General features: G+C 74.1%; 20 protein-coding genes. 12 read left to right on the plus strand and 8 right to left on the minus strand.

Translation table 11 applies throughout. From position 1 onward, the window contains the following. A partial coding sequence (gene aspS / locus ACL02R_RS08165) for an aspartate--tRNA ligase (protein ID WP_412796193.1) occupies positions 1-1,773 on the minus strand: 1,773 nt, incomplete at its 3' end. A 100-nt stretch (positions 1,774-1,873) separates the two neighbouring features. Here aspS and ACL02R_RS08170 point away from each other — a divergent pair. Beyond that, positions 1,874-4,024 carry a SpoIIE family protein phosphatase gene (locus ACL02R_RS08170; RefSeq protein ID WP_412796194.1) on the plus strand — a complete coding sequence of 717 codons (2,151 nt, stop codon included), beginning with the start codon at positions 1,874-1,876 and terminating at the stop codon, positions 4,022-4,024. Here the strand turns inward: ACL02R_RS08170 and ACL02R_RS08175 are convergent. From ACL02R_RS08175 to ACL02R_RS08185, 3 genes are all read right to left on the minus strand, one after another. Further along, positions 4,008-5,111: a methyltransferase domain-containing protein gene (locus ACL02R_RS08175; RefSeq protein WP_412796195.1), complete on the minus strand. Its 1,104-nt coding sequence runs from the start codon at positions 5,109-5,111 to the stop codon at positions 4,008-4,010. The two genes, ACL02R_RS08170 and ACL02R_RS08175, sit on opposite strands and share 17 nt — an antisense overlap. Before the next feature lie 14 nt (positions 5,112-5,125). Next, positions 5,126-5,269 (minus strand): hypothetical protein, encoded by a 144-nt coding sequence (locus ACL02R_RS08180; protein WP_412796196.1) that lies wholly within the window; start codon positions 5,267-5,269, stop codon positions 5,126-5,128. A gap of 264 nt (positions 5,270-5,533) precedes the next feature. After that, on the minus strand, positions 5,534-6,175 hold the full coding sequence (locus tag ACL02R_RS08185) for a hypothetical protein (RefSeq protein ID WP_412796425.1): 642 nt from the start codon (positions 6,173-6,175) through the stop codon (positions 5,534-5,536). On the opposite strand from ACL02R_RS08185, the gene ACL02R_RS08190 reads away from it, so the two are divergent. Next, positions 6,089-6,595, plus strand: coding sequence for an NUDIX domain-containing protein (locus ACL02R_RS08190; RefSeq protein WP_412796197.1), 507 nt, complete (start codon positions 6,089-6,091; stop codon positions 6,593-6,595). The genes ACL02R_RS08185 and ACL02R_RS08190 overlap by 87 nt on opposite strands. A gap of 63 nt (positions 6,596-6,658) precedes the next feature. Here the strand turns inward: ACL02R_RS08190 and ACL02R_RS08195 are convergent, their stop codons facing one another. Continuing rightward, the gene (locus tag ACL02R_RS08195) at positions 6,659-7,612 is read right to left on the minus strand and encodes a pirin family protein (protein ID WP_412796198.1); all 954 of its coding nucleotides are present in this window, start codon (positions 7,610-7,612) and stop codon (positions 6,659-6,661) included. Positions 7,613-7,709: 97 nt separating this feature from the next. Then, on the minus strand, positions 7,710-8,195 hold the full coding sequence (locus ACL02R_RS08200; RefSeq protein WP_412796199.1) for an SseB family protein: 486 nt from the start codon (positions 8,193-8,195) through the stop codon (positions 7,710-7,712). A gap of 139 nt (positions 8,196-8,334) precedes the next feature. On the opposite strand from ACL02R_RS08200, the gene ACL02R_RS08205 reads away from it, so the two are divergent. The 6 genes from ACL02R_RS08205 to ACL02R_RS08230 all read left to right on the plus strand — a co-directional run bounded on the left by ACL02R_RS08205 (position 8,335) and on the right by ACL02R_RS08230 (position 14,518). Continuing rightward, positions 8,335-10,164 carry an acyl-CoA dehydrogenase gene (locus tag ACL02R_RS08205; protein ID WP_412796200.1) on the plus strand — a complete coding sequence of 610 codons (1,830 nt, stop codon included), beginning with the start codon at positions 8,335-8,337 and terminating at the stop codon, positions 10,162-10,164. Between the two features lie 99 nt (positions 10,165-10,263). Then, positions 10,264-11,043 (plus strand): ABC transporter ATP-binding protein, encoded by a 780-nt coding sequence (locus ACL02R_RS08210; RefSeq protein ID WP_412796201.1) that lies wholly within the window; start codon positions 10,264-10,266, stop codon positions 11,041-11,043. Beyond that, the gene (locus ACL02R_RS08215) at positions 11,040-13,574 is read left to right on the plus strand and encodes an FtsX-like permease family protein (protein WP_412796202.1); all 2,535 of its coding nucleotides are present in this window, start codon (positions 11,040-11,042) and stop codon (positions 13,572-13,574) included. The genes ACL02R_RS08210 and ACL02R_RS08215 overlap by 4 nt, the downstream gene beginning before the upstream one ends. A gap of 108 nt (positions 13,575-13,682) precedes the next feature. Next, positions 13,683-14,003 (plus strand): XRE family transcriptional regulator, encoded by a 321-nt coding sequence (locus ACL02R_RS08220; RefSeq protein WP_412796203.1) that lies wholly within the window; start codon positions 13,683-13,685, stop codon positions 14,001-14,003. A 7-nt stretch (positions 14,004-14,010) separates the two neighbouring features. Beyond that, positions 14,011-14,247: a type II toxin-antitoxin system VapB family antitoxin gene (locus ACL02R_RS08225; RefSeq protein ID WP_412796204.1), complete on the plus strand. Its 237-nt coding sequence runs from the start codon at positions 14,011-14,013 to the stop codon at positions 14,245-14,247. A gap of 70 nt (positions 14,248-14,317) precedes the next feature. After that, the gene (locus tag ACL02R_RS08230; protein ID WP_362957072.1) at positions 14,318-14,518 is read left to right on the plus strand and encodes a hypothetical protein; all 201 of its coding nucleotides are present in this window, start codon (positions 14,318-14,320) and stop codon (positions 14,516-14,518) included. Between the two features lie 4 nt (positions 14,519-14,522). On the opposite strand, the gene ACL02R_RS08235 is transcribed toward ACL02R_RS08230, so the two are convergent. Continuing rightward, positions 14,523-15,956 (minus strand): MFS transporter, encoded by a 1,434-nt coding sequence (locus ACL02R_RS08235; RefSeq protein ID WP_412796205.1) that lies wholly within the window; start codon positions 15,954-15,956, stop codon positions 14,523-14,525. A 219-nt stretch (positions 15,957-16,175) separates the two neighbouring features. Here ACL02R_RS08235 and ACL02R_RS08240 point away from each other — a divergent pair, with 219 nt between their 5' ends. The 3 genes from ACL02R_RS08240 (at position 16,176) to ACL02R_RS08250 (ending at position 19,896) form a co-directional block, all read left to right on the plus strand. Next, positions 16,176-17,525, plus strand: a complete 1,350-nt coding sequence (locus ACL02R_RS08240) for a PP2C family protein-serine/threonine phosphatase (protein WP_412796206.1) — start codon at positions 16,176-16,178, stop codon at positions 17,523-17,525. A gap of 47 nt (positions 17,526-17,572) precedes the next feature. After that, positions 17,573-18,868, plus strand: coding sequence for a M18 family aminopeptidase (locus ACL02R_RS08245; RefSeq protein ID WP_412796207.1), 1,296 nt, complete (start codon positions 17,573-17,575; stop codon positions 18,866-18,868). Between the two features lie 203 nt (positions 18,869-19,071). Continuing rightward, the gene (locus ACL02R_RS08250; protein ID WP_412796208.1) at positions 19,072-19,896 is read left to right on the plus strand and encodes a maleylpyruvate isomerase family mycothiol-dependent enzyme; all 825 of its coding nucleotides are present in this window, start codon (positions 19,072-19,074) and stop codon (positions 19,894-19,896) included. Positions 19,897-19,918: 22 nt separating this feature from the next. Here ACL02R_RS08250 and ACL02R_RS08255 read toward each other — a convergent pair whose 3' ends face one another. Further along, entirely contained in the window at positions 19,919-21,631 is a 1,713-nt protein-coding gene (locus tag ACL02R_RS08255) for a protein kinase domain-containing protein (RefSeq protein WP_412796209.1), read from the minus strand. Positions 21,632-21,814: 183 nt separating this feature from the next. Here ACL02R_RS08255 and ACL02R_RS08260 point away from each other — a divergent pair, with 183 nt between their 5' ends. Then, the gene (locus tag ACL02R_RS08260; RefSeq protein WP_412796210.1) at positions 21,815-23,437 is read left to right on the plus strand and encodes a protein kinase domain-containing protein; all 1,623 of its coding nucleotides are present in this window, start codon (positions 21,815-21,817) and stop codon (positions 23,435-23,437) included.

Below are 23,437 nucleotides of genomic sequence, written 5' to 3' on the forward strand. Positions count from 1 at the left end.
TCCCTTGGCCGAGGGGCGCAGCGACAGGTGCAGTTCGCGCAGGCGCGTCTCGTCCACCGGGCTGGGGGCGCCCATGAGGAGGTCCTGCGCGTTGCCGTTGAGCGGGAACGCGATGGTCTCGCGGATGTTCGGCTCGTCCGCGAGCAGCATCACGATGCGGTCCACGCCCGGGGCGATGCCGCCGTGCGGCGGGGCGCCGAAGTGGAACGCGCGGAGCATGCCGCCGAACTCGCGCTCGACCTCCGCGCGGCTGTAGCCGGCGATCTCGAACGCGCGGTACATGATCTCCGGCTCGTGGTTCCTGATCGCGCCGGACGACAGCTCGACGCCGTTGCACACGATGTCGTACTGCCAGGCCAGGACGTCCAGCGGGTCCTTGCCCTCCAGCGCGTCGAGGCCGCCCTGCGGCATGGAGAACGGGTTGTGCGAGAACTCGATCTGCCCGGTGTCCTCGTTGCGCTCGAACATGGGGAAGTCCACGATCCAGCAGAAGCGGAAGACGTTCTCCTCGAAGTGCCCGGCGCGGCGGGCGGCCTCGACGCGCACCGCGCCCATGATCTTCGAGACCTCGTCGAACTCGCCCGCCCCGAAGAAGACGGCCGTGCCGGGCCCCGCGTCCAGCTCGGCGAGCAGCGCGGCGGTGTCCGCCTCGGTGAGGAACTTGGCGATCGGCCCGGTCAGCGTCCGGTCCTCGCCGACCCGCACCCACGCCAGGCCCTTGGCACCGAGCCCCACGGCGAACTCGCCCAGCTGGTCGAAGAACTTGCGCGGCTGCGCCGCCGTGTCCGGCACGGCGAGGGCCCGCACGTGCTTGTCCGCGAACGCCTTGAAGCCGGAGCCCGCGAAGACGGCGGAGACGTCGGTCAGTTCGAGCCTGGCCCGCAGGTCGGGCTTGTCCGAGCCGTACTTCAGCATCGCCTCGCGGAACGGGATGCGCGGGAACGGCGAGGTGACGTGCCGCCCGCCGCCGAACTCCACGAACAGCTCGGTCATCACCTTCTCGATGACCCCGAAGACGTCCTCCTGCTCGACGAAGCTCATCTCGACGTCGAGCTGGTAGAACTCGCCGGGCGACCGGTCCGCCCGCGCGTCCTCGTCACGGAAGCAGGGCGCGATCTGGAAGTAGCGGTCGAAGCCCGCGATCATCAGCAGCTGCTTGAACTGCTGCGGCGCCTGCGGCAGCGCGTAGAACGTGCCCGGGTGCAGGCGCGACGGCACGAGGAAGTCCCGCGCGCCCTCGGGCGAGGTGGCGGAGAGGATCGGCGTCGTCAGCTCGTTGAACCCCAGCGCGGTCATCTTCTGCCGGATGGCGGCGATGACCGCGGAGCGCAGCATGATGTTGCGGTGCATGCGCTCGCGGCGCAGGTCGAGGAAGCGGTACTCAAGGCGCCGCTCCTCGCCGACACCGTCGTCCGCGTTGATGGTGAACGGGATCTGCTCGGCGGCGCCGAGCACCTCGACGTCGGAGACCTCGATCTCGATCTCGCCGGTCGCCAGCTCCGGGTTGACGTTCTCGGCGCCGCGCCCGGTGACCGTGCCGTCCACGCGCAGGACCGTCTCCTTGGAGAGGGAGCCGAGCCGCTCGCTCACCGCGTCGTACCCGGCCGTGCCGGGGCGGACCACGAGCTGGACGACGCCGTAGTGGTCGCGCAGGTCGACGAAGAGGATGCCCCCCAGGTTCCGGCGATTGTGCAGCCAGCCCGACAGCCGGACGTCCTGGCCGATGTCCGCCGAGCGCAGCTCGCCGCAGGTGTGGGACCGGTACCGATGCATCGTTCGTCCAAAGTCGTAGACGGGGTGGGGGACGGCCCCTCAGACTACCGGCCCACCTTCGCTCGCCGCTTCGGTACGAATGTGCATAAAGTGAGGCATTATGCGCGCCGAGGATGTGCTGAGGGCCGCCGAGGTCGGCACCTGGAGCTGGGACGACAACCGCCGCCTGCTGACCCTGGACGCCACCGCCGCGGAACTGGCGGGACTCGGCGCGCAGTCCATCACGCTCTCCGAGGCGGCGATCCGTTCCCGCACGCCCGTGCAGGACTACATCGGGCTCCAGCGGGTCTTCGCCATGGCCGAGGCGGAGGCGCGTATCGCCGAGGCGGAGTTCCGCCTGGTGACGGAGGACGGCGAGGTGCTGCGGACGCTGCACCTGCGGGTGGGCATGCCCGCGCGGCGCCCGGACGAGGCCGGGGACGACGGGTCCGCCGACGAGGGGTCCGGCGACGAGGGGTCCGGCGACGGGGGCGGCGGAGTGGCGGGGCCGGTCGGCACGGTGGTGGCCGTGCGGCGCCCCGAGGACGAGGGCGGCGAGCGCCGGATGGCCGCCGAGGACTGGGACTGGCGGCGCGCCCGCGAGGCGTTCCTCCTGGACGCCGGCCAGGCCCTGTCCGAGGCCCACAGCACCGCCGAGGCCCTGCGCACGGCCGCGTCCCTCGCGATGCCCGGCTTCTCGCCCGACGGCTTCGCGGTCTTCACGCGCGAGGGCGACCGCATCTGGATGGCCGAGCACCACGGGACACCGCTCAACGTCGACAACCTCGGCTTCCCCCTCCCGCTGTCCAGCCCGTACCCCGCCGCCGAGGCCATGCGCACCGGCCACGCCGTGTACATCGGGACGCCCGAGGACTACGCGACGCGCTACCCCGACTTCTGGCCCGCGATCCGCAAGTACGGCTACGCCTCGTGGGCCTACCTGCCGCTGGTGGTGGCCGGGCGGATCATCGGCGTCTGGCTGGTCGCGTTCTCCTCGCACGTGGACTTCACGATCGACAACCGCGCCATGCTCTCCACCCTGGCGCGGCTCCTCGCGCAGGCGCTGTCGCGCACGTTCCTCCAGGACACCGAACGCGAGCTGACGGCCGACCTCCAGAACACGATGGCCCCCGGCCCGACGCCCGCCGTGCCCGGCGTGCTGATGGCGGCGCGGTACGTCCCGACCGGCGGCGGGCTGAAGGTCGGCGGCGACTGGTACGACGTCATCCCCCTGCCGGACGGCCGCGTCGCGCTCGTGATCGGCGACGTGCAGGGCCACGACGTACGGGCCGCCGCCGTCATGGCGCAGCTGCGGATCGCCGTGCGCGCGTACGCGGCCGAGGGCCACCGGCCCGACGCCGTGGTGAACCGTGCCGCGCGCTTCCTCGCCGCCCTGGAGCACACGCGCGACGACCCGCGCTTCGCCACCTGCCTGTACGTCCAGGTCGATCCCCCGACCGGGACGCTCGACATCGTCCGCGCCGGGCACCCCGACCCCGCGATGATCTTCGAGGACGGCACGCTCGTGACCCGTCCCACGGCGGGCGGTCTGCCCCTCGGCGTCGGCCCCGAGGACGACTACCCGACGACCCGCCTGGTCCTCCAGCCGGGCGAGACGCTGCTGCTCGTCACCGACGGCCTGGTGGAGACGGGCCACCACGACCTCGACACCGGCTGGGCGCGCCTGGCCAACGCCGTGCGTGGCCTGCGCGGCATGCACCTGGAGGACCTGGCGGACACGCTGGTGGACACCGTGCAGGGCCCGCCGGGGCAGCAGGGCGCGGGCCAGGACGACGACCGGGACGACATCGCGCTGATGCTGCTGCGCAGACCGGGCGGCGAGCGCCGCGCGGACACCGGCGAGACCGTGCGGCGGGTCGTGCTGACGATCGGGCAGGACGAGCCGGCCAGGATCGCCCAGGGCCGCCGTCAGGTCGGCGAGATGCTGCGCGACTGGGACGACCCGGAGCGCGTCTTCGGCGCGGCGCTGATGCTCTCGGAGATCGCGACGAACGTGCTGACGCACACGGACGGCGACGCGCTCCTCGTCGCCGAGCTGAGCGGCCCCCCGGGCGAACGGCTGCTGCGCGTCGAGGTCAGCGACGACAGCGACCAGCTCCCCCACCTGCGCGACCCCGGCGAACTGGCGACGACCGGCCGGGGCCTCCAGCTGATGGACTCCCTGGCCGACGCGTGGGGCTACCAGCCGCGCGGCATGGGCAAGACGACATGGTTCGAACTGCGCGAGGGCCCCCTCAGCGCGGGCTCATGACCGGCTCGACGACCTGCTCCGGCTCGTCGAGCCACACCGCCACACCGCCGCGCGCGTCCACGCTGACGCCGAACCGCTCCACACCCGGCCGCCCGTGGCGGGTCCACCAGTCGTAGGCGGCCGTCAGCTCGTCCCACAGCGCGCGGCCCCCGGCCTGCCGCACCCACACACCGGGGCCCGCGCTGTCCCGTCGCACGGCGGCCGTCCACCCGGTGCCGCGCAGGTCGTAGAGCCACTGCGTGAGGCCGTCGGGGTGGCGTTCGACGGCGTGGGCTGCGTCCGCCAGCAGCAGCCCGGCCGCGAAGACGAACGGGTGCCAGTCGTCGGCCGGGGGCCACGCGTCGGTCTCACGGTCGGCCATCGGCAGGCCGTCGGGGTAGGCGGGCAACGGGTGGCGGTCGGCCCGCAGCTTCATGAACTCGACCTGCTGGAGGAACCGCCCCGTGGCCCGCCCGTCCTCGTCCACGGTGAGCCGCAGGAGGGCGTCGCGGCGGCTGTACGGGGTGCCCCAGGGCAGCAGGACGACGCCGCTCGGCCACGTCTGCCCGATCCAGGCCCCGGGGACGTGCCGCATCCCGCAGGTCGCGATCAGCCGGTCGTACGGCGCCCCCTCGGGTACGCCGCGCGCCCCGTCGCCGGTGATCACGCGGGGCGCGCGCCCGGCGCGGCGGAGGGCGTCGCGCGCGTGCGCCGCGACGCGCGGGTCGATCTCGACGGTGGTCACGGCGTCGTCGCCGAGCCGGTGGGACAGCAGCGCGGCGTTCCATCCGGTGCCGGTGCCGATCTCCAGCACACGGGCGCCCGGGGCGGCGTCGAGCGCGGCGAGCATCCGGGCGACGAGCGGGGGCGCGGACGCGGAGCTGGTCGGCGTGCGGCCGGGAGCCCGTCCCGTGTGGCGGCCGTCGTCCCACTGGGTGACCACGGCGGCGTCCGACACGGCCGCCGCGTGCCAGCCCTCGGGGTCGAGCGCGCGGGACACCGCCGGGCGGGGGGCGCCGTCGAACGGCCAGATGGTGTCGGGCAGGAACAGGGCCCGGGGCAGCGCGCGGAAGGCACCGGCCCACTCAGGCGCCGTGCCCTGAGGCACCGGCCCGTCGTGGGTCACGTGTGTTCGCCCCGCCCGGCGTCGCCTTCGTCCTCCGGCTCCTCCTTGCGGTGCTGCCCGGTGCCGGGCGGGGGCGGGCTGTCCGGGCTCGGCTCCGGCGGCTCGTACGGCTGTCCCGGCAGTGCCGGCTGACGCGTCATGGCGTACTCCTCCGCGGTTTGCCGGGCTCACCAGGACCTGGGCCGCCGCCGACGGTACGACGGCGCCCGGGGCGCACGACAAGGGCGCGCGGCGGTGGGTCCGCCGTCAGCGCGGGACCGGCCGGAGCCCGGCCCGGCGCGGTCGCCTCTTCTCAGGCTTCCGCACCGCGGAAGCACCGCCGGTACCGAACTCTTCGCCCGCAACGGTGTGCCGGACCACCCGTCCCGCCGAGGTCGCGGGTGGTCCGGCGCTCATGAAGTTGTTCAGGCAGCGGCGCCGTACTGGCTCGTCAGCCGGCGGATTTCGGCGTCCTTGAACGCTCGGACCTCTTCTACGATCCCGCTCTTCGGCAGCTCGGCCACGGGCACGCAGAGGTCCATGCGCTGGATGCAGACGCCGACCATGTACTGGCCCTGCTCGGTGAGGTACAGCCGGACGCCGTAGTAACCCTCCTGGCAGTCCGTGTCGTTGTTGAACCGGCATGACGCACAGGTGACCGGCAACCGTACCGGCAGCAGCCGCTTGACGTAGACCGCGCGGCTGCCGAGCGCCCGGTAGAGGGTGCGTTCGTCGGAAGTACCGGCTGTGAAGGTCCGGAGCACCGGTTCCGCGCCCACACGGGCCAGGACTTCGGAGATCGCCGCGATCGACCCGGCCCCGTCCTGGATACCTCTGATCGAGCCAGAAAGGCGATCGGTTCGATGCGGCCGCAGCTGGCGGTCTACCGTGGACGTGGAGTCCCAGGAGCCGGCGATCTGGAACGCCGCGCCCGCGAGGCATTGACCTGACAGCCGAGCCGCCGGAAGGAACCGAACGACATGGCCTGGACAACCGCCGCTCAGTCCTCCGCCCTCGAACCCGCTACGGAGTCGATGACCCTGCTGGTCGCCGCTGTCATCGTCCATGACATGGAGAACCGGCGGGTGGTCCTTCTGCGCCGTGGTCCGAACGCCAAGTTCGCCCAGGGAATGTGGGACCTGCCCGTCGGCAAGAACGAGCCCGGCGAACCGATCACGCGGACCGCTGTACGTGAACTCGCCGAGGAGACCGGGCTCGTGGTGTCCCCTGACGCGCTGAACCTGGTGCACGTCATCCACGGTGCACGAGGTGTCGAGGCACCCGGCGGCTTCCTGACAGTGGTGTTCTCCGCCCACCAGTGGTCGGGCGACCTCCGCAACGGTGAGCCCGGGAAGCACGAGGAGGTCGCCTGGGTGAGTACCGACGCGCTGCCGCCGGAATTCGTCGGAACGACGGGCAGCGCCTTGCGCAGCTACCTTCAGGGGGGTCCCAGCGTCTCGCTCGACTCGTGGCCGGCACAGGACTGAAGGCCGCGCGCCAGCTGACGGGGCCCAGGACCGTCTCGGCTGGCCGTTCCATCGGGGGGCAGGTCAGAGGTGGTCGGCCGGGATGCGGCCGAGGCGGCCGGACTGGAAGTCGTCGAACGCCTGGGCCAGTTCGGCGTGGCTGTTCATGACGAACGGGCCGTAGTGCGCGAACGGTTCCCTGATCGGCTGCCCGCCGAGCAGCATGACCTCCAGCGACGGCGTGTGCCCGTCCTGCCGCTCGTCGGCGCGTACGGTGACCGTCTCGCCCTCGCCGAAGACGACCGCCTGCCCCAGCTCGACCGGCCGCCCCGCCGCGCCCGCGCTGCCGCGCCCGGCGAGGACGTACGCCAGCGCGTTGAAGTCGCGGCGCCACGGCAGCGTCAGCTCGGCGCCCGGGGAGACGGTGGCGTGGACGAGGGTGATGGGCGTGTACGTGACGCCGGGGCCCTGGTGGCCGTCGAGGTCACCCGCGATGAGGCGGATCAGCGCGCCGCCGTCGCCCGAGGTGAGGAGGCGCACGTTGCCGCCGCCGATGTCCTGGTAGCGGGGGGCGGCCATCTTGTTCTCGGCGGGCAGGTTCACCCACAGCTGGATGCCGTGGAAGAGGCCGCCGGACATGACGAGCGACTCGGGCGGCGTCTCGATGTGCAGCAGCCCGGAGCCGGCGGTCATCCACTGGGTGTCGCCGTCGTTGATGACTCCGCCGCCGCCCTCGGAGTCGCGGTGCACGAAGGTGCCGTCGATCAGGTACGTCACCGTCTCGAAGCCCCGGTGCGGGTGCCACGGCGTGCCCTTCGGCTCGCCCGCCGCGTAGTCCACCTCGCCCATCTGGTCCATGAGGATGAACGGGTCGAGGTGCCGGTGGTGGATGCCCGCGAAGGCGCGGCGGACGGGGAAGCCCTCGCCCTCCAGGCCGGTGGGGGCGGTGACGACGGCGCGGACGGGGCGGGCGGCGGCGTCGGCGGGGGCCGTGACGCGCGGCAGGGTCAGCGGGTTCTCCACGGTGATCGCGGGCATGGGGTCCTCCTGGGTGACTGCCCTCAGAGTAGTTGAACGGTGAACATCCGTCGAGACCCGCGGCATTCCCCGGTCGCCCGGTCACCCGGCCCCGCGCTCACCCGTACATGCGCCGCATCGTGTAGTCGACCATCTCCTCCACCGACTCCGCGTCCAGCACGAGCCGGTGCTCGCCCTCCATGTCGAGCGCGAAGCCGTACCCGGCCGGCAGCAGGTCGAGGACCTCGCCGCCCGTCACCGTGAAGTAGCGCGACTCCTTGCCCGCGTAGCGGCGCAGCTCCTTCAGCGAGCTGAAGAGGGGGATCACCGGCTGCTGCGTCGTGTGCAGCGCGAGGAAGCCGGGGTTCTCGCCGCGCGGGCAGTAGATCTTCGCGCCGAGGAAGACGTCGTGGAACTCCTCGCTCGACAGGGTCCCCGAGGTGTACGCCCGCAGCGCCTCCGCCAGGGTCGGCGGGGCCGTGGGGGCGGCGGGCTGCTGCTGTTCCGGATAGTGCTGCTGGTCGCCGTACCCCGCGAGCGGCTGCTGGTTTCCGTAGGGCTGCTGCTGGCCCTGATAGGCCGACTGGTTGTCGTAGCCGTACATGCCGGTAAGAGTACTGACTCACAGTTGACCGGTTTCCGCTTGCTTCTTATTACCGACGGGTAGCACTATGGGGGTTACCTGCCGGTACGAAGCCCGGCCGCCGCACGCGCACCGCACCGACACCTACGGAGTCGCCGTCATGGGTCACTACAAGTCGAATCTCCGCGACATCGAGTTCAACCTGTTCGAGGTCCTCGGCCGCGACAAGGTGTACGGCACGGGGCCGTTCCAGGAGACCGATCCCGACACCGCACGCAGCATGCTCGCCGAGATCGCCCGCCTCGCCGAGAACGAGCTGGCGGCCTCCTACGTGGACGGCGACCGCAACCCGCCCGTCTTCGACCCGGAGACGCACACCGCGCCGCTGCCCGAGTCGTTCAAGAAGAGCTTCCGCGCCTACATGGACGCCGAGTGGTGGCGGCTGAGCATCGGCGAGGAGCTGGGCGGCCTCACCGCACCCCGCTCCCTCGTCTGGGCGGCGGGCGAGAACATCCTCGGCTCCAACCCGGCGATCTGGATGTACGGCTCGGGCCCGACCTTCGGCCGCGTCCTCTACGACGAGGGGACCGAGGAGCAGCACAAGATCGCCCAGCTGATGGTGGACAGGCGCTGGGCCTCCACCATGGTGCTGACCGAGCCCGACGCGGGCTCCGACGTCGGCGCGGGCCGCGCGAAGGCGGTGCGGCAGGACGACGGGACCTGGCACATCGAGGGCGTGAAGCGCTTCATCACCTCGGGCGAGCACGACCTGTCGGACAACATCATCCACTTCGTCCTGGCACGCCCCGAGGGCCACGGCCCCGGCACCAAGGGCCTGTCGCTGTTCATCGTGCCGAAGTACGACTTCGACTGGGACACCGGCGAGCTGGGCGAGCGCAACGGCGTCCACGCCACGAACGTCGAGCACAAGATGGGCCTCAAGGTCTCCAACACGTGCGAGCTGACGTTCGGCGCGCACGGCACCCCGGCGCGCGGCTGGCTGCTCGGCGAGAAGCACGAGGGCATCCGGCAGATGTTCAAGATCATCGAGTTCGCCCGCATGATGGTCGGCACCAAGGCCATCGCCACGCTCTCCACCGGCTACCTGAACGCGCTGGAGTACGCCAAGGAGCGCGTCCAGGGCCCGGACCTCACGCAGTTCGCCGACAAGTCCGCCCCGCGCGTCACGATCACGCACCACCCGGACGTGCGCCGTTCCCTCATGACGCAGAAGGCGTACGCCGAGGGCATGCGCGCCCTCGTCCTCTACACCGCGTGCGTGCAGGACGCGATCCTCGTCAAGGAGGCGGCGGGCGAGGACCCCGCGGCCGACGCGGCGATGAACGACCTGCTGCTGCCCGTCCTCAAGGGCTACGGCTCGGAGCGCTCCTACCAGCAGCTCGCCGAGTCGCTCCAGACCCTCGGCGGCTCCGGCTACCTCCAGGAGTACCCGATCGAGCAGTACATCCGGGACGCCAAGATCGACACCCTGTACGAGGGCACGACCGCGATCCAGGGGCAGGACTTCTTCTTCCGCAAGATCGTCCGCAACCAGGGCGTGGCCCTCACGTCGCTGGCCGAGGAGATCAAGAAGTTCCTCGCCGAGGCGCCCGGCGGGGACGGCCTGGCGGGCGCCCGCGAGCAGCTGACGCGCGCGGTCGGCGAGCTGGAGCGCCTGGTGGGCGTGCTGCTGACGGACCTGGCGGGCACCGAGAAGGACGTCCGCTCGCTGTACAAGGTCGGGCTGAACACGACGCCGTTCCTGATGGCGGCGGGTGACGTCGTGGTGGCCTACCTGCTGCTGCGCGGCGCGGCCGTGGCGGCGGCCAAGCTGCCGGACGCGGGCGCGAAGGACAAGGCGTTCTACGCGGGCAAGGTCGCCGCCGCCCGGCACTTCGCGGCGACGGTCCTGCCGAGCGTCGCGGTGGCGCGCGAGACGGCCGAGAACACGGACCTGTCGCTGATGGACCTGGACGAGGCCGCCTTCTGACGTTCCGACGTGCTGACCCCGGGGTCCACCGACCGGTGGACCCCGGGTTCAACCGTGCGGGGCTGTCGTCCGCCACGCCCCGGCCGACAGCATGGGGACATGACGAAATCCCCAGGTCGGACGGCTGACGACCACGCCGCCGTCCACCTCACCGACGTCCGGAAGGTGTACGGCGACGCGCAGCGCGCGGTGGCCGCGCTCGACGGCGTGACGCTGTCCCTGCCGCGCGGCGGCTTCACCGCCGTCATGGGCCCGTCCGGCTCCGGCAAGAGCACGTTCCTGCACTGCGCCGCCGGGCTCGACCGGCCGACGTCCGGCACGGTCACCCTCGACGGCACGGACCTCGGCCCCCTGCGCGAACGCGCCCTGACCGAGCTGCGGCGCGAGCGGATCGGCTTCGTCTTCCAGGCGTTCAACCTGCTGCCCGCCCTCGGCGTCACCGACAACGTCACGCTGCCCCTGCGGCTCGCGGGCCGCCGCCCCGACCGGCGGGCCGTGCGCGAGGTGCTCGACCGCGTCGGCCTCGGCGACCGGCGGCACAGCCGCCCCGGCGAGCTGTCCGGCGGCCAGCAGCAGCGCGTCGCGATCGCGCGGGCCCTCGTCACCAGGCCCGCCGTCCTCTTCGGCGACGAGCCGACCGGCGCCCTGGACACCACGACGGCCGGCGAGGTCCTGGCGCTGCTGCGCGAGTCCGTCACCGAGTACGGGCAGACCGTCGTCATGGTCACGCACGACCCGGTGGCCGCCGCACACGCCGACCGCGTCGTCTTCCTCGCCGACGGGCGGCTCGCGGGCTCGCTCGACGCGCCCACCCCGGAACGGGTCGCCGAGCGGATGACCGGCCTCGGCGCGCGTGCCGGTGCGGGGGTGGCCCGGTGATCGGCATCGCGCTGCGCACCCTGCGCTTCCACAAGGGCGGCTTCGCCGCGTCGTTCGTCGCGCTGCTGCTGGGCGCCGCGCTCGTGATCGGCTCTGGCGGCCTGCTGGAGACGGGCATACGGCTCGCCGCGCCGCCCGCGCGCCTGGCCGCCGCGCCCGTCGTCGTCACCGCCGACCAGCGGTACGCCGGGACGGTCGAGGACGTCGTCTTCCCCGAGCGGGCACGCCTCGACGCGGCGCTGGCCGACGAGCTGGCGGCCGTACCGGGCGTCGCCGCCGCCGTGCCCGACGTCTCCTTCCCCGCCGCGCTCGGCGCGGACGGGAGCGCCGAGGCGACCGGCCACGGCTGGTCCGCCGCGCGCCTCGCGCCGCTGCGCCTGACCGAGGGCACCGAGCCCGCCACGGACGGCGCGGTCGTCCTCGGCGCCGCGCTCGCCGCCCGTTCGGGGGTCGCCCCCGGCGACCGGGTCACGCTCGTCGCGGGCGGCGCGGCGCACACGTTCACCGTCTCGGGGATCGCCGCGGGCCCCGGCGCGGCGGACGGGCTGTACGTCGGCGACGCGGTGGCCGCGCGCCTCGCCGGGCACCCGGGCACGGCCGACGCGTTCGGCGTGTTCACCGCCCCCGGCACCGACACGGGCGACGTCGCCGACGCGCTGCGCACCGCCGTCGCCGACCGCGGCGCCACCGTCCTGACCGGCGACGACCGCGGGCGCGCCGAGGACCCGGCCGTCCTCGCGGAGGGCGAGGACCTCGTCCCGCTCGCGGCGGCGTTCGGCGGGCTCGCCGCGCTGGTCACGGTCTTCGCGGTCGCGGGCACCGTCTCCCTGTCGCTGCGGCGCAGGCGCCGGGACATGGCGCTGCTGCGTGCGGTCGGCGCGACGCCGCGCCAGGTGCGGCGGATGGTCGTCGCCGAGACGTTCGTCCTGGCCGTACTGGCCACCGCCCTGGCGTGCGTGCCAGGACCCCGGGTGGGCGCGTGGCTGCTCGACACCTTCGCGGACAACGGGGTGGTGCCCGCCACGATCGCGTACCGCTCCGGTTCCGTCCCGCTGATCGCCGGGGCCGGGGCCGCGCTGCTCACGGCGCTCGGCGCCGCCTTCGCCGCCGCGCGCGCCGCGGGCCGCACCCGTCCCGTGGAGGCCCTGGCGGACGTCACGGCGGACACGGCGCGCTTCGGCGTGCTGCGCCTGCTCACCGCGCTCGCCTGCCTCGGCGGCGGCACGGCGCTGGCCGTCGTCACGGCGGGCATGCCGGGCCCCGAGGCGGACAGCGTGGCGACCCCGGCGGCGCTGCTGTGGACGACCGGCTTCGCGCTGCTGGCCCCCGTGCTGTCCCGCGCCGTCACGGCCGCGCTGCGGCGGCCCGTACGCGCGGCGGGCGGCCTGGCCGGGCGGCTCGCGACACTGAACGCCCGCGCGGGCGCGGCCCGGATGGCGGCGGCCGTCACGCCGGTCATGCTCGCCTCCGGTCTCGCGCTGTCGCTGGTCTACCTCCACACGACGCAGGCCGACGGCGCCCGGGAGGCGTTCGACGCGAGCCTGCGCGCCGACCTGGTGGTCACGGCGGGCGCGGGCGGGCTGCCGCTCGACGCGGTGGCGGCCGTCGCGGAGCGGCCGGGCGTCGGCGCGGCGTCGGCGCAGGTCTCCGCGCTCGGCTGGATCGAACCCGACGAGCCCATGACCGTGTCGGACGGCGGCGAGGACGCCGGGCCGCAGCCGGCCGAGGTGGCGCTGCGCGGCGTCACCGCCGGGGCTGTCGAGGAGACCACCGCCTTCCACGCGGTGGAGGGCGACCTGGCCGGCCTGCGCGGCGACACCGTCGCCCTGCCCACGGCCCGCGCCGAGGGCCGCCGCATCGGCGACACCGTGCCCCTGCGCCTCGGCGACGGCACGCGCGTGACGCCCGTCCTGGTCGCCACGGTGGACAGCCGCCGCGGCTACGAGACGGCGCTGCTGCCCGCCGACGTGCTCGCCGCCCACACGGACACCGGGCTCGTCCCGCAGATCCTCGTCACGGCCGCCCCCGGCACGGACACCGGCGACCTCGCCGCGTCCCTCTCCGCCCTGTCCGCCGACCACCCAGGGCTGCGGGTCGCCGACCGCGACGCACTCGGCTCGGCGCGCGCCGAACAGGACAGGACCCAGGCGTCGATGGCCTTCCTGGTCGTCGCCATGGTCGTCGGCTACGCGACGATCTCCCTGGTCAACGCCCAGATCCTCGCCACGGGCGAACGCCGCCGCGAGCTGGCCCTGCACCGCCTCGTCGGCGCGACCCGCCGCCAGGTGACGCGGATGATGGCCGTCGAATCACTCCTGACGGCGGCGGCGGGCATCGCCCTCGGCGCCCTGACGGCGGCGTGCGTCCTGGCCCCGGCAAGCCTCAGCATCAACGGCACGCCCTTCCCGCACGGCTCCCCCCTGATCCTGGCCACGGTCCTCACCGCCGCGACCGCCCTGACCCTGGCCACCACCCTGCTGGCCACCCGTGCGGCACTGCGCACACCCCCCGGCACCACGGCGGGCGCGTGACACGGAACGGCCGAAAAGCACCACGCGAAGAGACAGGAGCCGGATACTCGCCCTCGGCGGAGGACGCCACCGGGGGCGCGTGGCCGGTCCCGGACACGGGAGGTGCGTATGAGCAAGGTCAGCAGGGCGCAGGAGCGCCGGAAGGCGGCGGGGCTGCCCGTACGGTCTCCCGCGGAGAAGCGCGAGGCGATGGACCGCCTGGTCACCGGGGTACGCGCCCACCGGCTCGCGGAGATCCGCCGGGAGCAGGCACTGACCCAACGGTCGGTCGCCGAGACCATGGGCGTGTCGGCGCCCCGGGTGTCGGCTGTCGAGCACGGCCATCTCGACCGCACGGAGCTGGCGACGCTCCGCTCCGACGTGGAGGCGCTCGGCGGTCGGCTCCGCATCGTGGCCGACTTCGGCACCACCGAGTTCACCGTCGCCTGAGGGAGTCATGCCACGTATTGTCATCGATCTGGACGACTGGATCATCGACGAAGCCATGCGGCTGTACGGCACCCGGAGCAGGACGGCTGCGGTACGCGCGGCGGTGGAGGACGCGGTGAGGCGGCGCCTGCGCCGGGAGTTCGCGGATGCCGTGAAGTCCGGGGAACTCGACTTCTCCGAGATCATCGAGAACACGGGCCCGCTCGGCACGCGCCCCCGGGACGATGCGGGTGACGCGTCGTGAGCGCCACCGGCCCGGTCCGCGTTCCCCCAGAGGGGGCGGTCCTGGGCCCGAGGCAGCGAGAGGAGAGGCGGTGCACGGGAGGATGACCGGTTCGGTCGATGACCAGCGGCAGGGGAGGCCGGTCCGTGCGCGGGTCGGCGCCGACGAGGCGGAGGTGCGGGCGGCGGCGGAGATCCGTGCCTTCTACGGGGGGCGCCCGGCTCCCCTGCCGGACGGTGTGGCAGCGCCCACCGAGGAGGAGCTGCGGGCCGCCGATGACGTGATGTGGTGACCGGTCACGTCGGTTCCTGGACGCGGGGGTCAGCGGTGGGGGTGCGGGTGGTCTTGGTGCGGGTGGGGAGGAGTGGGGTGGTCAGCAGGGTCAGCAGGGTCAGTGCGCCCGCCAGTGCCAGGCCGAGTGCGTAGCCGGACGTCGCGGCGGACAGCGGGGGGTCGCCCTGGCCGAGGAGGGTGGTCGTGTGGGCGGTCTGGATGCTGGTGAGGGCGGCCAGGCCCAGTGCGCCGCCGAGTTGGCGTGAGCTGCTGAGGACCGCCGACGCCGTGCCCGCCTCGTGGGGCGGCAGGCCGCCGGTCGCGGCGGCGGTCAGGGGGACGAAGCCGATGCCGAGCCCGGCGCCCAGCAGCAGCGACGGCCCGAGCACGTCCCCCGCGAAGCTCCCCGGCGCGCCGAGGAGCGCCAGCCAGCCGAACCCCGCCGCCGACAGCAGCCCGCTCGGCACCAGCAGCGCCCGTACGCCCACCGCCGGCAGCAGCCGCGTCGAGGCGCGGATGCCCGCGTAGACCACCGCGCACATCGGCAGGAACGCGAGCCCCGCCTCCGCCGGGCCGAGGCGCAGGACCTCCTGGAGGTAGAGGGAGACGAAGTAGAACGCCGCGAACTGCCCGGCGCTCAGCAGCAGCATGAAGAGGTTCGCGCCCGCCACCGCCCGCCGCGCCAGCAGCCCGGGACGCACCAGCGGCTGCGCCGCCCGCCCCTCCCACACCGCGAACGCCGCCAGCGCGACGGCCGCCACGCCCAGTGTCGCGAGCGTGCCCGGATCGGTCCAGCCGGTGTCGCCGGTCCGCACGACGCCGAGGATCAGCAGTCCGGCCCCCGCCGTGGCGAGGACGGCGCCCGGCACGTCGAGCCGCGCCCGGTGCCCGCGGTCGGCGGGCGCCCCGGCCAGCGCGGTACCGACGACGGTCAGCGCCAGCGGCAGGTTGACGAGCATGACGGCCCGCCAGCCCGCGTACTCGGCGAGCAGCCCGCCGACGAGGACGCCCGCGCTGCCGCCCACCGCCGAGACGGCCGAGTAGACGCCGAGCGCGCGGTGCCGCGCCGGTCCCGCCGCGAACGTGACGGTCAGCAGCGCCAGCGCGGCCGGGACGAACGCCGCCGCCCCCGCCCCCTGGACGGCGCGCGCCGCGATCAACTGCCAGGGCTCGCGCGCCAGTCCGCCGCCCAGCGAGGCGAGCGCGAACAGCGCGGTGCCCGCCAGCAGCAGCCGCCTGTGGCCGAACAGGTCGGCGGCCCGCCCGCCGAGCAGCAGCAGCCCGCCGAACGCGAGCGCGTACCCGTTGACCACCCAGGACAGCGAGCGGCCGAGGCCGAGGCCCGCGTCCATGGCGGGCAGCGCGACGTTCACGACGGTCATGTCGAGCGTGGCCGTGAACTGCGCCAGCGCGACGGATACGAGGACGAGCGCCGGACGGGCGCCGTGCGTCGGCATGGCTCCCCACCTCCTGCTGGTACGCGCGCGAGACGGCCTGGCCCGCCGCGCGGCGCGTCGCCCGGCCGGCGTAGGGTCCAACGCGCGAGGGCTTCCGCGGGCACGCGCGCGGGCACGCGACACGGCGGGCCGCCACCGCAGCGGGCCGGGCGCGCGCCCGTCTGGTAGGTCTGGTCGCCTGGCCGCCGCACGGGCGCGCGGCGAACGGAGGACGGACGCGTGGGAGCCGTGGAGGAAGAGCCGCAGCCGCCCGACGGGCACGCGGGCCCCGAGCTGACGCTGACGGCCGAGCACGTCAGCCGCCTCGCCCAGGCCAACGAGCGGATGCGCGCCCTCCTCGGCGCCATGACCGGCATCAGTGGCGAGCTGGACCTGCCCGCCGTGCTGCGGCGCATCGTCGCGACGGCGATGGAGCTGGTCGGGGCGCGCTACGGGGCGCTCGGCGTGCTGGACGAGAGCGGCGAGGGTCTGGCGGAGTTCATCCCGGTCGGGCTGAGCGCGGCGGAGTCGCAGCGGCTGGCGGGCGTGCCGTTCCCGCGGGGCCGCGGGCTGCTCGGCCTGCTGATCGAACGCCCCGAGCCGGTACGGGTCCGCTGCATCCAGGACCACCCCGGCTCGGTCGGCTTCCCGCCGGGCCACCCGCCGATGCGGACGATGCTGGGCGTCGCGATCGGCGTGCGCGGCCGGGTGTACGGGAACCTCTACCTGAGCGAGCGGCACGACGGGCGGCCGTTCGACAAGGGGGACGAGGCGGTCGTCGTCGCGCTGGCGTCGGCGGCGGGCGTGGCGGTGGAGAACGCGCGGCTGTTCGCGCAGGTGCGGGACAGCGCCGAGAACTTCCAGCGCATGCTGCTGCCGCGCATTCCCGATCTGGCGCCCTTCGAGGCGGCGGCGGTCTACCGCACCTCCACCGAACGCGGCCTGCGCGCCGGGCAGGTCGGCGGCGACTGGTACGACGCGCTGCGGCTGCCGGACGGGTCGCTGGGCGTCGTCATCGGCGACGTCGTGGGGCACGACCTGGCGGCCGCCGCCGCGATGGCGCAGATCCGGCACATGCTGCGGGCGCTGCTGTATGTGCGGCACGGGTCGCCCGCCGCGGTGCTCGCCGAGCTGGACCGGACGCTGGGCGCGATCACCGACCAGCCGATCACCACCGCCTGCCTGGCCCGCGTCGCACCGGCGGACGGCGGGCACTGGCGGCTGACGTGGACCTCGGCGGGCCACACCCCGCCGCTGCTGGTCGCGGCGGACGGCACGCACACGTACCTCGACGGCGAGCCTGGGCTGCCGCTCGGCGTGGACCCCGATGTGCCGCGCCCCGAGCACACGGTGGACCTGCCGCCCGGCGCGACGCTGCTGCTGTTCACGGACGGGCTGGTGGAGGACCGCACGCGTTCGATCGATTCCGGCCTCGCCGAGCTCGCGGGCCACGCGACCGAGCACATCGGCAGGCCGCTCGACGTCCTGTGCCGCACCCTCGCCGACCTGCGGCCGAGCGACGGACACGACGACCTGGCGCTGCTCGCACTGCGGACACCCGCCGACTCCGCGCACCATATCGGGACTTGAGAGCCCAAAGAGCGACCCGCCCCTGGCCGGATTCGTATGCTGTCGCCATGACCGCACCCTTCGACCGCCGCCACACCGACGACCTGATGGCCTTCCTCGCGCAGTCGCCGTCCCCCTACCACGCCGTGGCCAACGCCGCCGCACGCCTGGCGGACGCCGGGTTCACGCGCCTCGCGGAGACCGACGCGTGGGACGGCGGGCCCGGCGGCCGGTACGTGGTGCGCGGCGGTGCGCTGATCGCCTGGTACGTGCCGGAGGGCGCCGGGCCCGCCACCCCGTTCCGCGTCGTCGGCGCCCACACCGACTCGCCGAACCTGCGCCTCAAGCCCACCCCCGAGACCGGCCGGCACGGCTGGAAGCAGCTCGCCGTCGAACTGTACGGCGGGCCGCTGCTCAACAGCTGGCTCGACCGCGACCTCGGCGTCTCGGGCCGCCTCGCCCTGCGCGGCGGCGGGACGGCGCTCGTCCACGTGGACCGGCCGCTGCTGCGCGTGCCGCAGCTCGCGATCCACCTCGACCGCTCGGTCAACGACGGGCTGACGCTCAACCGCCAGGAACACACCATGCCCGTCTGGGGACTCGGCGCCCCGCGCGAGCACGAGCTGCTCGACTTCCTCGCCGAGGAGGCCGGGCTCGGCTCGGCCGGCGAGATCGCCGGCTGGGACCTGATGGCGCACAGCGTCGAGCCGCCCGCGTACCTCGGCAAGGACCGCGAACTCCTCGCCGCCCCGCGCCTCGACAACCTCCTGTCGGTGCACGCCGCGACCGCCGCGCTCGCCGACACCGCGCGCCGGGGCGGGGCCCCGCGCCACATCCCGGTCGTCGCCGCGTTCGACCACGAGGAGAACGGCAGCGAGTCCGACACCGGCGCGGGCGGCCCGCTGCTGCGCGTCGCGCTGGAACGCGACGTGTACGCGCGGGGCGGCACCGCGGAGGACCGTGCGCGCGCGGTCGCCGGATCGTTCTGCCTGTCCTCCGACACCGGCCACGCCGTGCACCCCAACTACGGTGAGCGGCACGACCCCGACCACCGCCCGGTCGCCGGGGGCGGCCCGCTGCTGAAGGTCAACGTGAACCAGCGGTACGCCACGGACGGCGTGGGCCGCGCCGTGTTCACCGCCGCGTGCGAGCAGGCGGACGTCCCGTGGCAGCCGTTCGTCTCGCGCAACGACATCCCCTGCGGCACGACGATCGGCCCCATCACGTCGGCGCGGCACGGCATCGCGACGGTGGACGTCGGCGCGCCCATCCTGTCGATGCACTCGGCGCGCGAACTGTGCGCGGCCGTCGACCCGTACCTCCTGGCCAACGCGATGGCGGCCTTCCTGCGCCCCGCCGGGTGACCCGGCACCGCCGGGGAAACGCCCCCGTAACACCCTTGGGAGAACGGGCCCGACGCCGCCGGCCGGGCCCGTCCCGCCGGTGGCTCGCAGGCGTACGGGCCGCCTAGGATTCGTACCCGGTAAGCCATTCACCGGCCGCGGCAGCGCGGCGTACCGTGTGAACACCCAGTCCAGCCAGCGCCGAAACCGCCACGAGGGGTCAAGTGACCGAGCACCCGAGCCTCCAGCCGTACATCGCTGCGTGGACACAGTCGATCGAGGCGATATCGGAGCTGGTGTCCTCCCTCGTCGAAGGCGAGTGGAACAGGCCCACGGAGCGCACCGGCTGGTCGGTGCGCGACATCGTCTCGCATGTGATCGGCGACGAGTGCGAGGCCCTCGGCGACCCCCGGCCCATCCACTCGCTGCCGCGCGACCTCTACCACGTGGTGGACGAGACGACGCGCTACCTGGAGGTCCAGGTCGATGTGCGGCGGCACCACACCGGGCCCGAGATGACCGGCGAGCTGGAGTACACGATCATCCGCCGCATGCGGCAGATCCGGAACGAGCGGCGCGGCCCCGACGACCTCGTCACCCACCCCCTGCACGGCAAGCTGCCGCTGACGGCGTTCATGGCGCAGCGCGTCTTCAGCGTCTGGACGCACGAGCAGGACCTGCGGCGCGCGCTGGGGCAGCCGGGCGACCTGGCGTCGCCGGCCGCGCTGGTGGCGCGTGACGTGCTGATCCAGCGGCTGCCGAAGACGGTCGCGGAGGACGCGGGCGCGCCGAAGAAGTCGGCGGTGGTCTTCGACATCAGCGGGCCGGTGGAGTTCCTGCGCACGGTACGCGTGGACGAGAACGGGCAGGGCAGCGTGGACGGCAGCCCGTCGCTGGGTCCTGTCGTCACGTTCACGTCGGACTGGGAGACGTGGTCGCGGGTGGCGAGCGGGCGGGTGCGGGCGCGGCGCGTCGCGGACAAGCTGAAGATCGAGGGCGACACGGAGCTGGCCGGGCGCATCCTCGCCGCCTTCCCCGTCGCGTACTGAACGGGCGCGCGGCGGCGGCCCGTCACGAGGTGGGTTCCCTGCCCGTCGAGACCGTCAGGACGATCGGGCCGTCCTCCTCGGGGTTGTAGGGCTCCCCGACCGCGGGCGACTGCTCCAGCACCATGCCGTCGCCCTTGAGCACCTCGTCGCGGTAGCGCAGGTTGTCGTCGTAGCTCCAGCCCGCGGCGCGCATGCACTCCTTCACGGAGTCGATGTGGACGTCGTAGAAGTCGGGCATGGTGACGGCGCCCGGGTGTTCCGTCTGGTCGTAGTAGTCGGACGCGCTGACGCAGCGGGACGGCTCGATGGTCCGTTCCGGGTCGCCCGTCTTGTAGCGCGGCTCGTCGTTCGCCGGCTCGTCGTCGCCGCCGCTGCCGCCCACGCTCTCGCCGGTCGGCGTCCCCGTGCCGCCGCCCGCCTCCGGGTCGCCGTTCCCCCTGCTCAGCACGACGACCACGATCGCCAGCGCCGCGACCAGCGCGATCGCCACCACCGACGCCACCACCAGCTGCCAGGGCGCCGACGCGCGGCCGTGCTCCGGGGCGGGGGCGGACGCGGCGGGCACGGGCTGGGCGGGGCCGTACGCGGCGGGCGGGGTGTCGACCGGGCCGCCGGGGTAGCCGTAGCCGCCGCCGGGGGCCGGGGCGTACGGGGACGGCGTGGCCGGGCCCGGCCGGGCCGGGTGGGTGGGGGACGGCGTGCGCGGCTCGGAGCCGCCGGGCCCGACCCGGCCGAAGTCGGCCACGCCGAACTCACGGCCGCCGTACTCGCGGCTGCCGTACTCGGGGCTGCCGAATCCCGGGAAGACCGCCTGCGACACCCCCGAACCGCTCTGCGGGCGCCGGGCCGCCTCCGGGTCGATCGCGGGCGGCGCCCCCGTCAGCCCCTCCGCGACGCGGCGGCACGCGGCCAGCATCTCGCCCGCCGAGCGGAAACGTTCGTCCGGGTTCTTGCGCAGGGCGCGCGCTATCAGGGCGTCCAGCTCGGGCGTCACGGCGCGGTTCAGCGCCGACGCGGCGGGCGGCGCCTCCGTCACGTGCGCGTACGCCACGGCGAGCCCCGAGTCGGCGTCGAACGGCACCCGGCCCGTGATCAGCTCGAACAGCATCACGCCCATCGCGTACAGGTCGGACCGCGCGTCCACCGCCCGCCCGAGCGCCTGCTCGGGCGACAGGTACTGGGGCGTGCCGACGACCATGCCCGTCTGCGTCATCGCCCTGACGCCGGACTGCGTGGCGCGCGCGATGCCGAAGTCCATCACCTTCACGACGCCGCGGGGGGTGAGCATCACGTTCCCCGGCTTGATGTCGCGGTGGACGAGACCCGTCTCGTGGCTCGCGTCGAGCGCCGCCAGCACCTCGGCCGTGATCCGCAGCGCCTTGTCGGCCGGCATCGCCCCGTACCTCGCCGCGTCCGCCTCCAGCGCGTCACGCAGCGGCTCGCCCTCGACGTACTCCATGACGATGTACGGCACCGCGCCGTCCGGCGTCCGCTCCTCGCCGGTGTCGAAGACGGACACGATGTTCGGGTGGCTCAGCTTGGCGACGGCCTGCGCCTCGAAGCGGAAGCGCTCGCGGAACGCGTCCTCGCCGCTCACCTCGTTCCGCATGGTCTTGACGGCGACCCGGCGTTCCAGGACCGTGTCCCACGCGAGATACACCGCCGCCATGCCGCCCCGGCCCAGCAGTTCGCGCAGCTGGTACCGGCCACCGCCCACGGTCGCGTGGTCACTCATGCGACTGTCCCCCCAGTCGGCACGCGTGGCCGGTGACCGGTGGGGCCGGTCGGCGCGCGTGGTTCGGAGCTGTTTTCGGGAGCAAGTCTGCCCGAGGGCTCGGTGACGTCAAGTCTCAACTTGTCAGCGCGGCCCCGGAACGGGTTTGATGGCCCGGCGACCCAGTGAACACGGCGAGGACTGATGGCACAGGACCAAGGCGCTGCGGGCTCCGGCGACGACGAGCCCGGGGCGGCCGGTGACGCGGGTCCCGACGCGCCGGAGTTGTGGGGAGATCACGGGTATGTCGGCGACGGCAGGTACCGGCTGACCCACCGCCTCGGCCGTGGCGGGATGGCGGAGGTCTTCGCCGCCGAGGACGTGCGCCTCGGCCGTACGGTCGCCGTGAAGCTGCTGCGTTCCGACCTCGCCGAGGACCCCGTCTCGAAGGCGCGCTTCACGCGCGAGGCCCAGTCGGTCGCCGGGCTGAACCACCACGCGGTCGTCGCCGTCTACGACTCCGGCGAGGAGACGTCGGGCGGGCGCGTCACCTCGTACATCGTGATGGAGCTGGTCAGCGGCCGGACGATCCGCGAGCTGCTGATGGGCGCGACCCCGCCGCCGCCCGAGCAGGCGCTGACCATCGCCGCCGGGGTGCTGGAGGCGCTCGCGTACAGCCACCAGCACGGCATCGTGCACCGCGACATCAAGCCGGCGAACGTCATCATCACCGACACCGGCACGGTCAAGGTGATGGACTTCGGCATCGCGCGGGCGCTGCACGGCGCGGCGCAGACGATGACGCAGACCGGCATGGTCATGGGCACGCCGCAGTACCTCTCGCCCGAGCAGGCGCTCGGCAAGACCGTGGACACGCGCTCCGACCTGTACGCGGTCGGCTGCCTGCTGTACGAGCTGCTGGCGAACCGGCCGCCGTTCGTCGGCGAGACGCCGCTGTCCGTCGTCTACCAGCACGTCCAGGACACGCCGCGGCTGCCGTCCGAGATCGCGCCGTCCTGCCCGCCCGAGCTGGACGGCCTGGTGATGCGCGCGCTCACCAAGGACCCGGAGGACCGCTACCAGACCGCGGAGGAGTTCCGCGGCATGGTCGTGTACGCCCGCCGCATGCTGGAGGAGCACGGCGGCCACACGGCCGGGCTGTGGAACACCGGCTCGGTCACCGGCGGCTCCACCCCGCCGCTCGGCACCCCCACGGCGGCCACGCGCGCCACCGGCGTCGCCGGGACCCCGCCGGGCGGCGTACCGCTGCTGCTCGGCGGCCCGGACGGTCCTGACACCGGCGGTTCGCAGGCGCGCGGGAACCGGGCGCGGCTGCTGATCGTCGCGATACTGGCGGTCGTCGCGATCGGCACGGGGGTGCTGATCGCCAGCCAGTTCGGCGGCGGCGGCGACGGCGGCGACACCCCGTCCGAGTCGAACCCGCCGAGCGCGACCCGTACGGACGACGAGCAGCCCACGGACCGTACGACCGAGGACGACGAGGACGAGGACGACCAGGAGCAGGACGGCGGCTACGAGCCCTCCGACGACTGGTCCGACCCGGGCTGGGACGACGACACCCCGACCGGGGAGGAGACGGAGCCCTCCGAGGAACCGTCCGACGAGCCCACCACCACCCCGCCGACCGACGAGGAGACGGACCCGGCGCCGCCCTCGCCGACCGACGAACCGACCGGCGAGGACACGTCCTCCGCGCCCGAGTCCCCGGACCCGCCGGACGACCCGGGCGGCGCCGACGGCGGGGACACGGACCCCGGCGCGGGCGCCGCCGGTGGCGGCGACAGCAGCGGCGCGGGCGGCAACTGA

The organism is Streptomyces sp. MS19 (assembly GCF_047200595.1).
Lineage (GTDB): Bacteria > Actinomycetota > Actinomycetes > Streptomycetales > Streptomycetaceae > Streptomyces.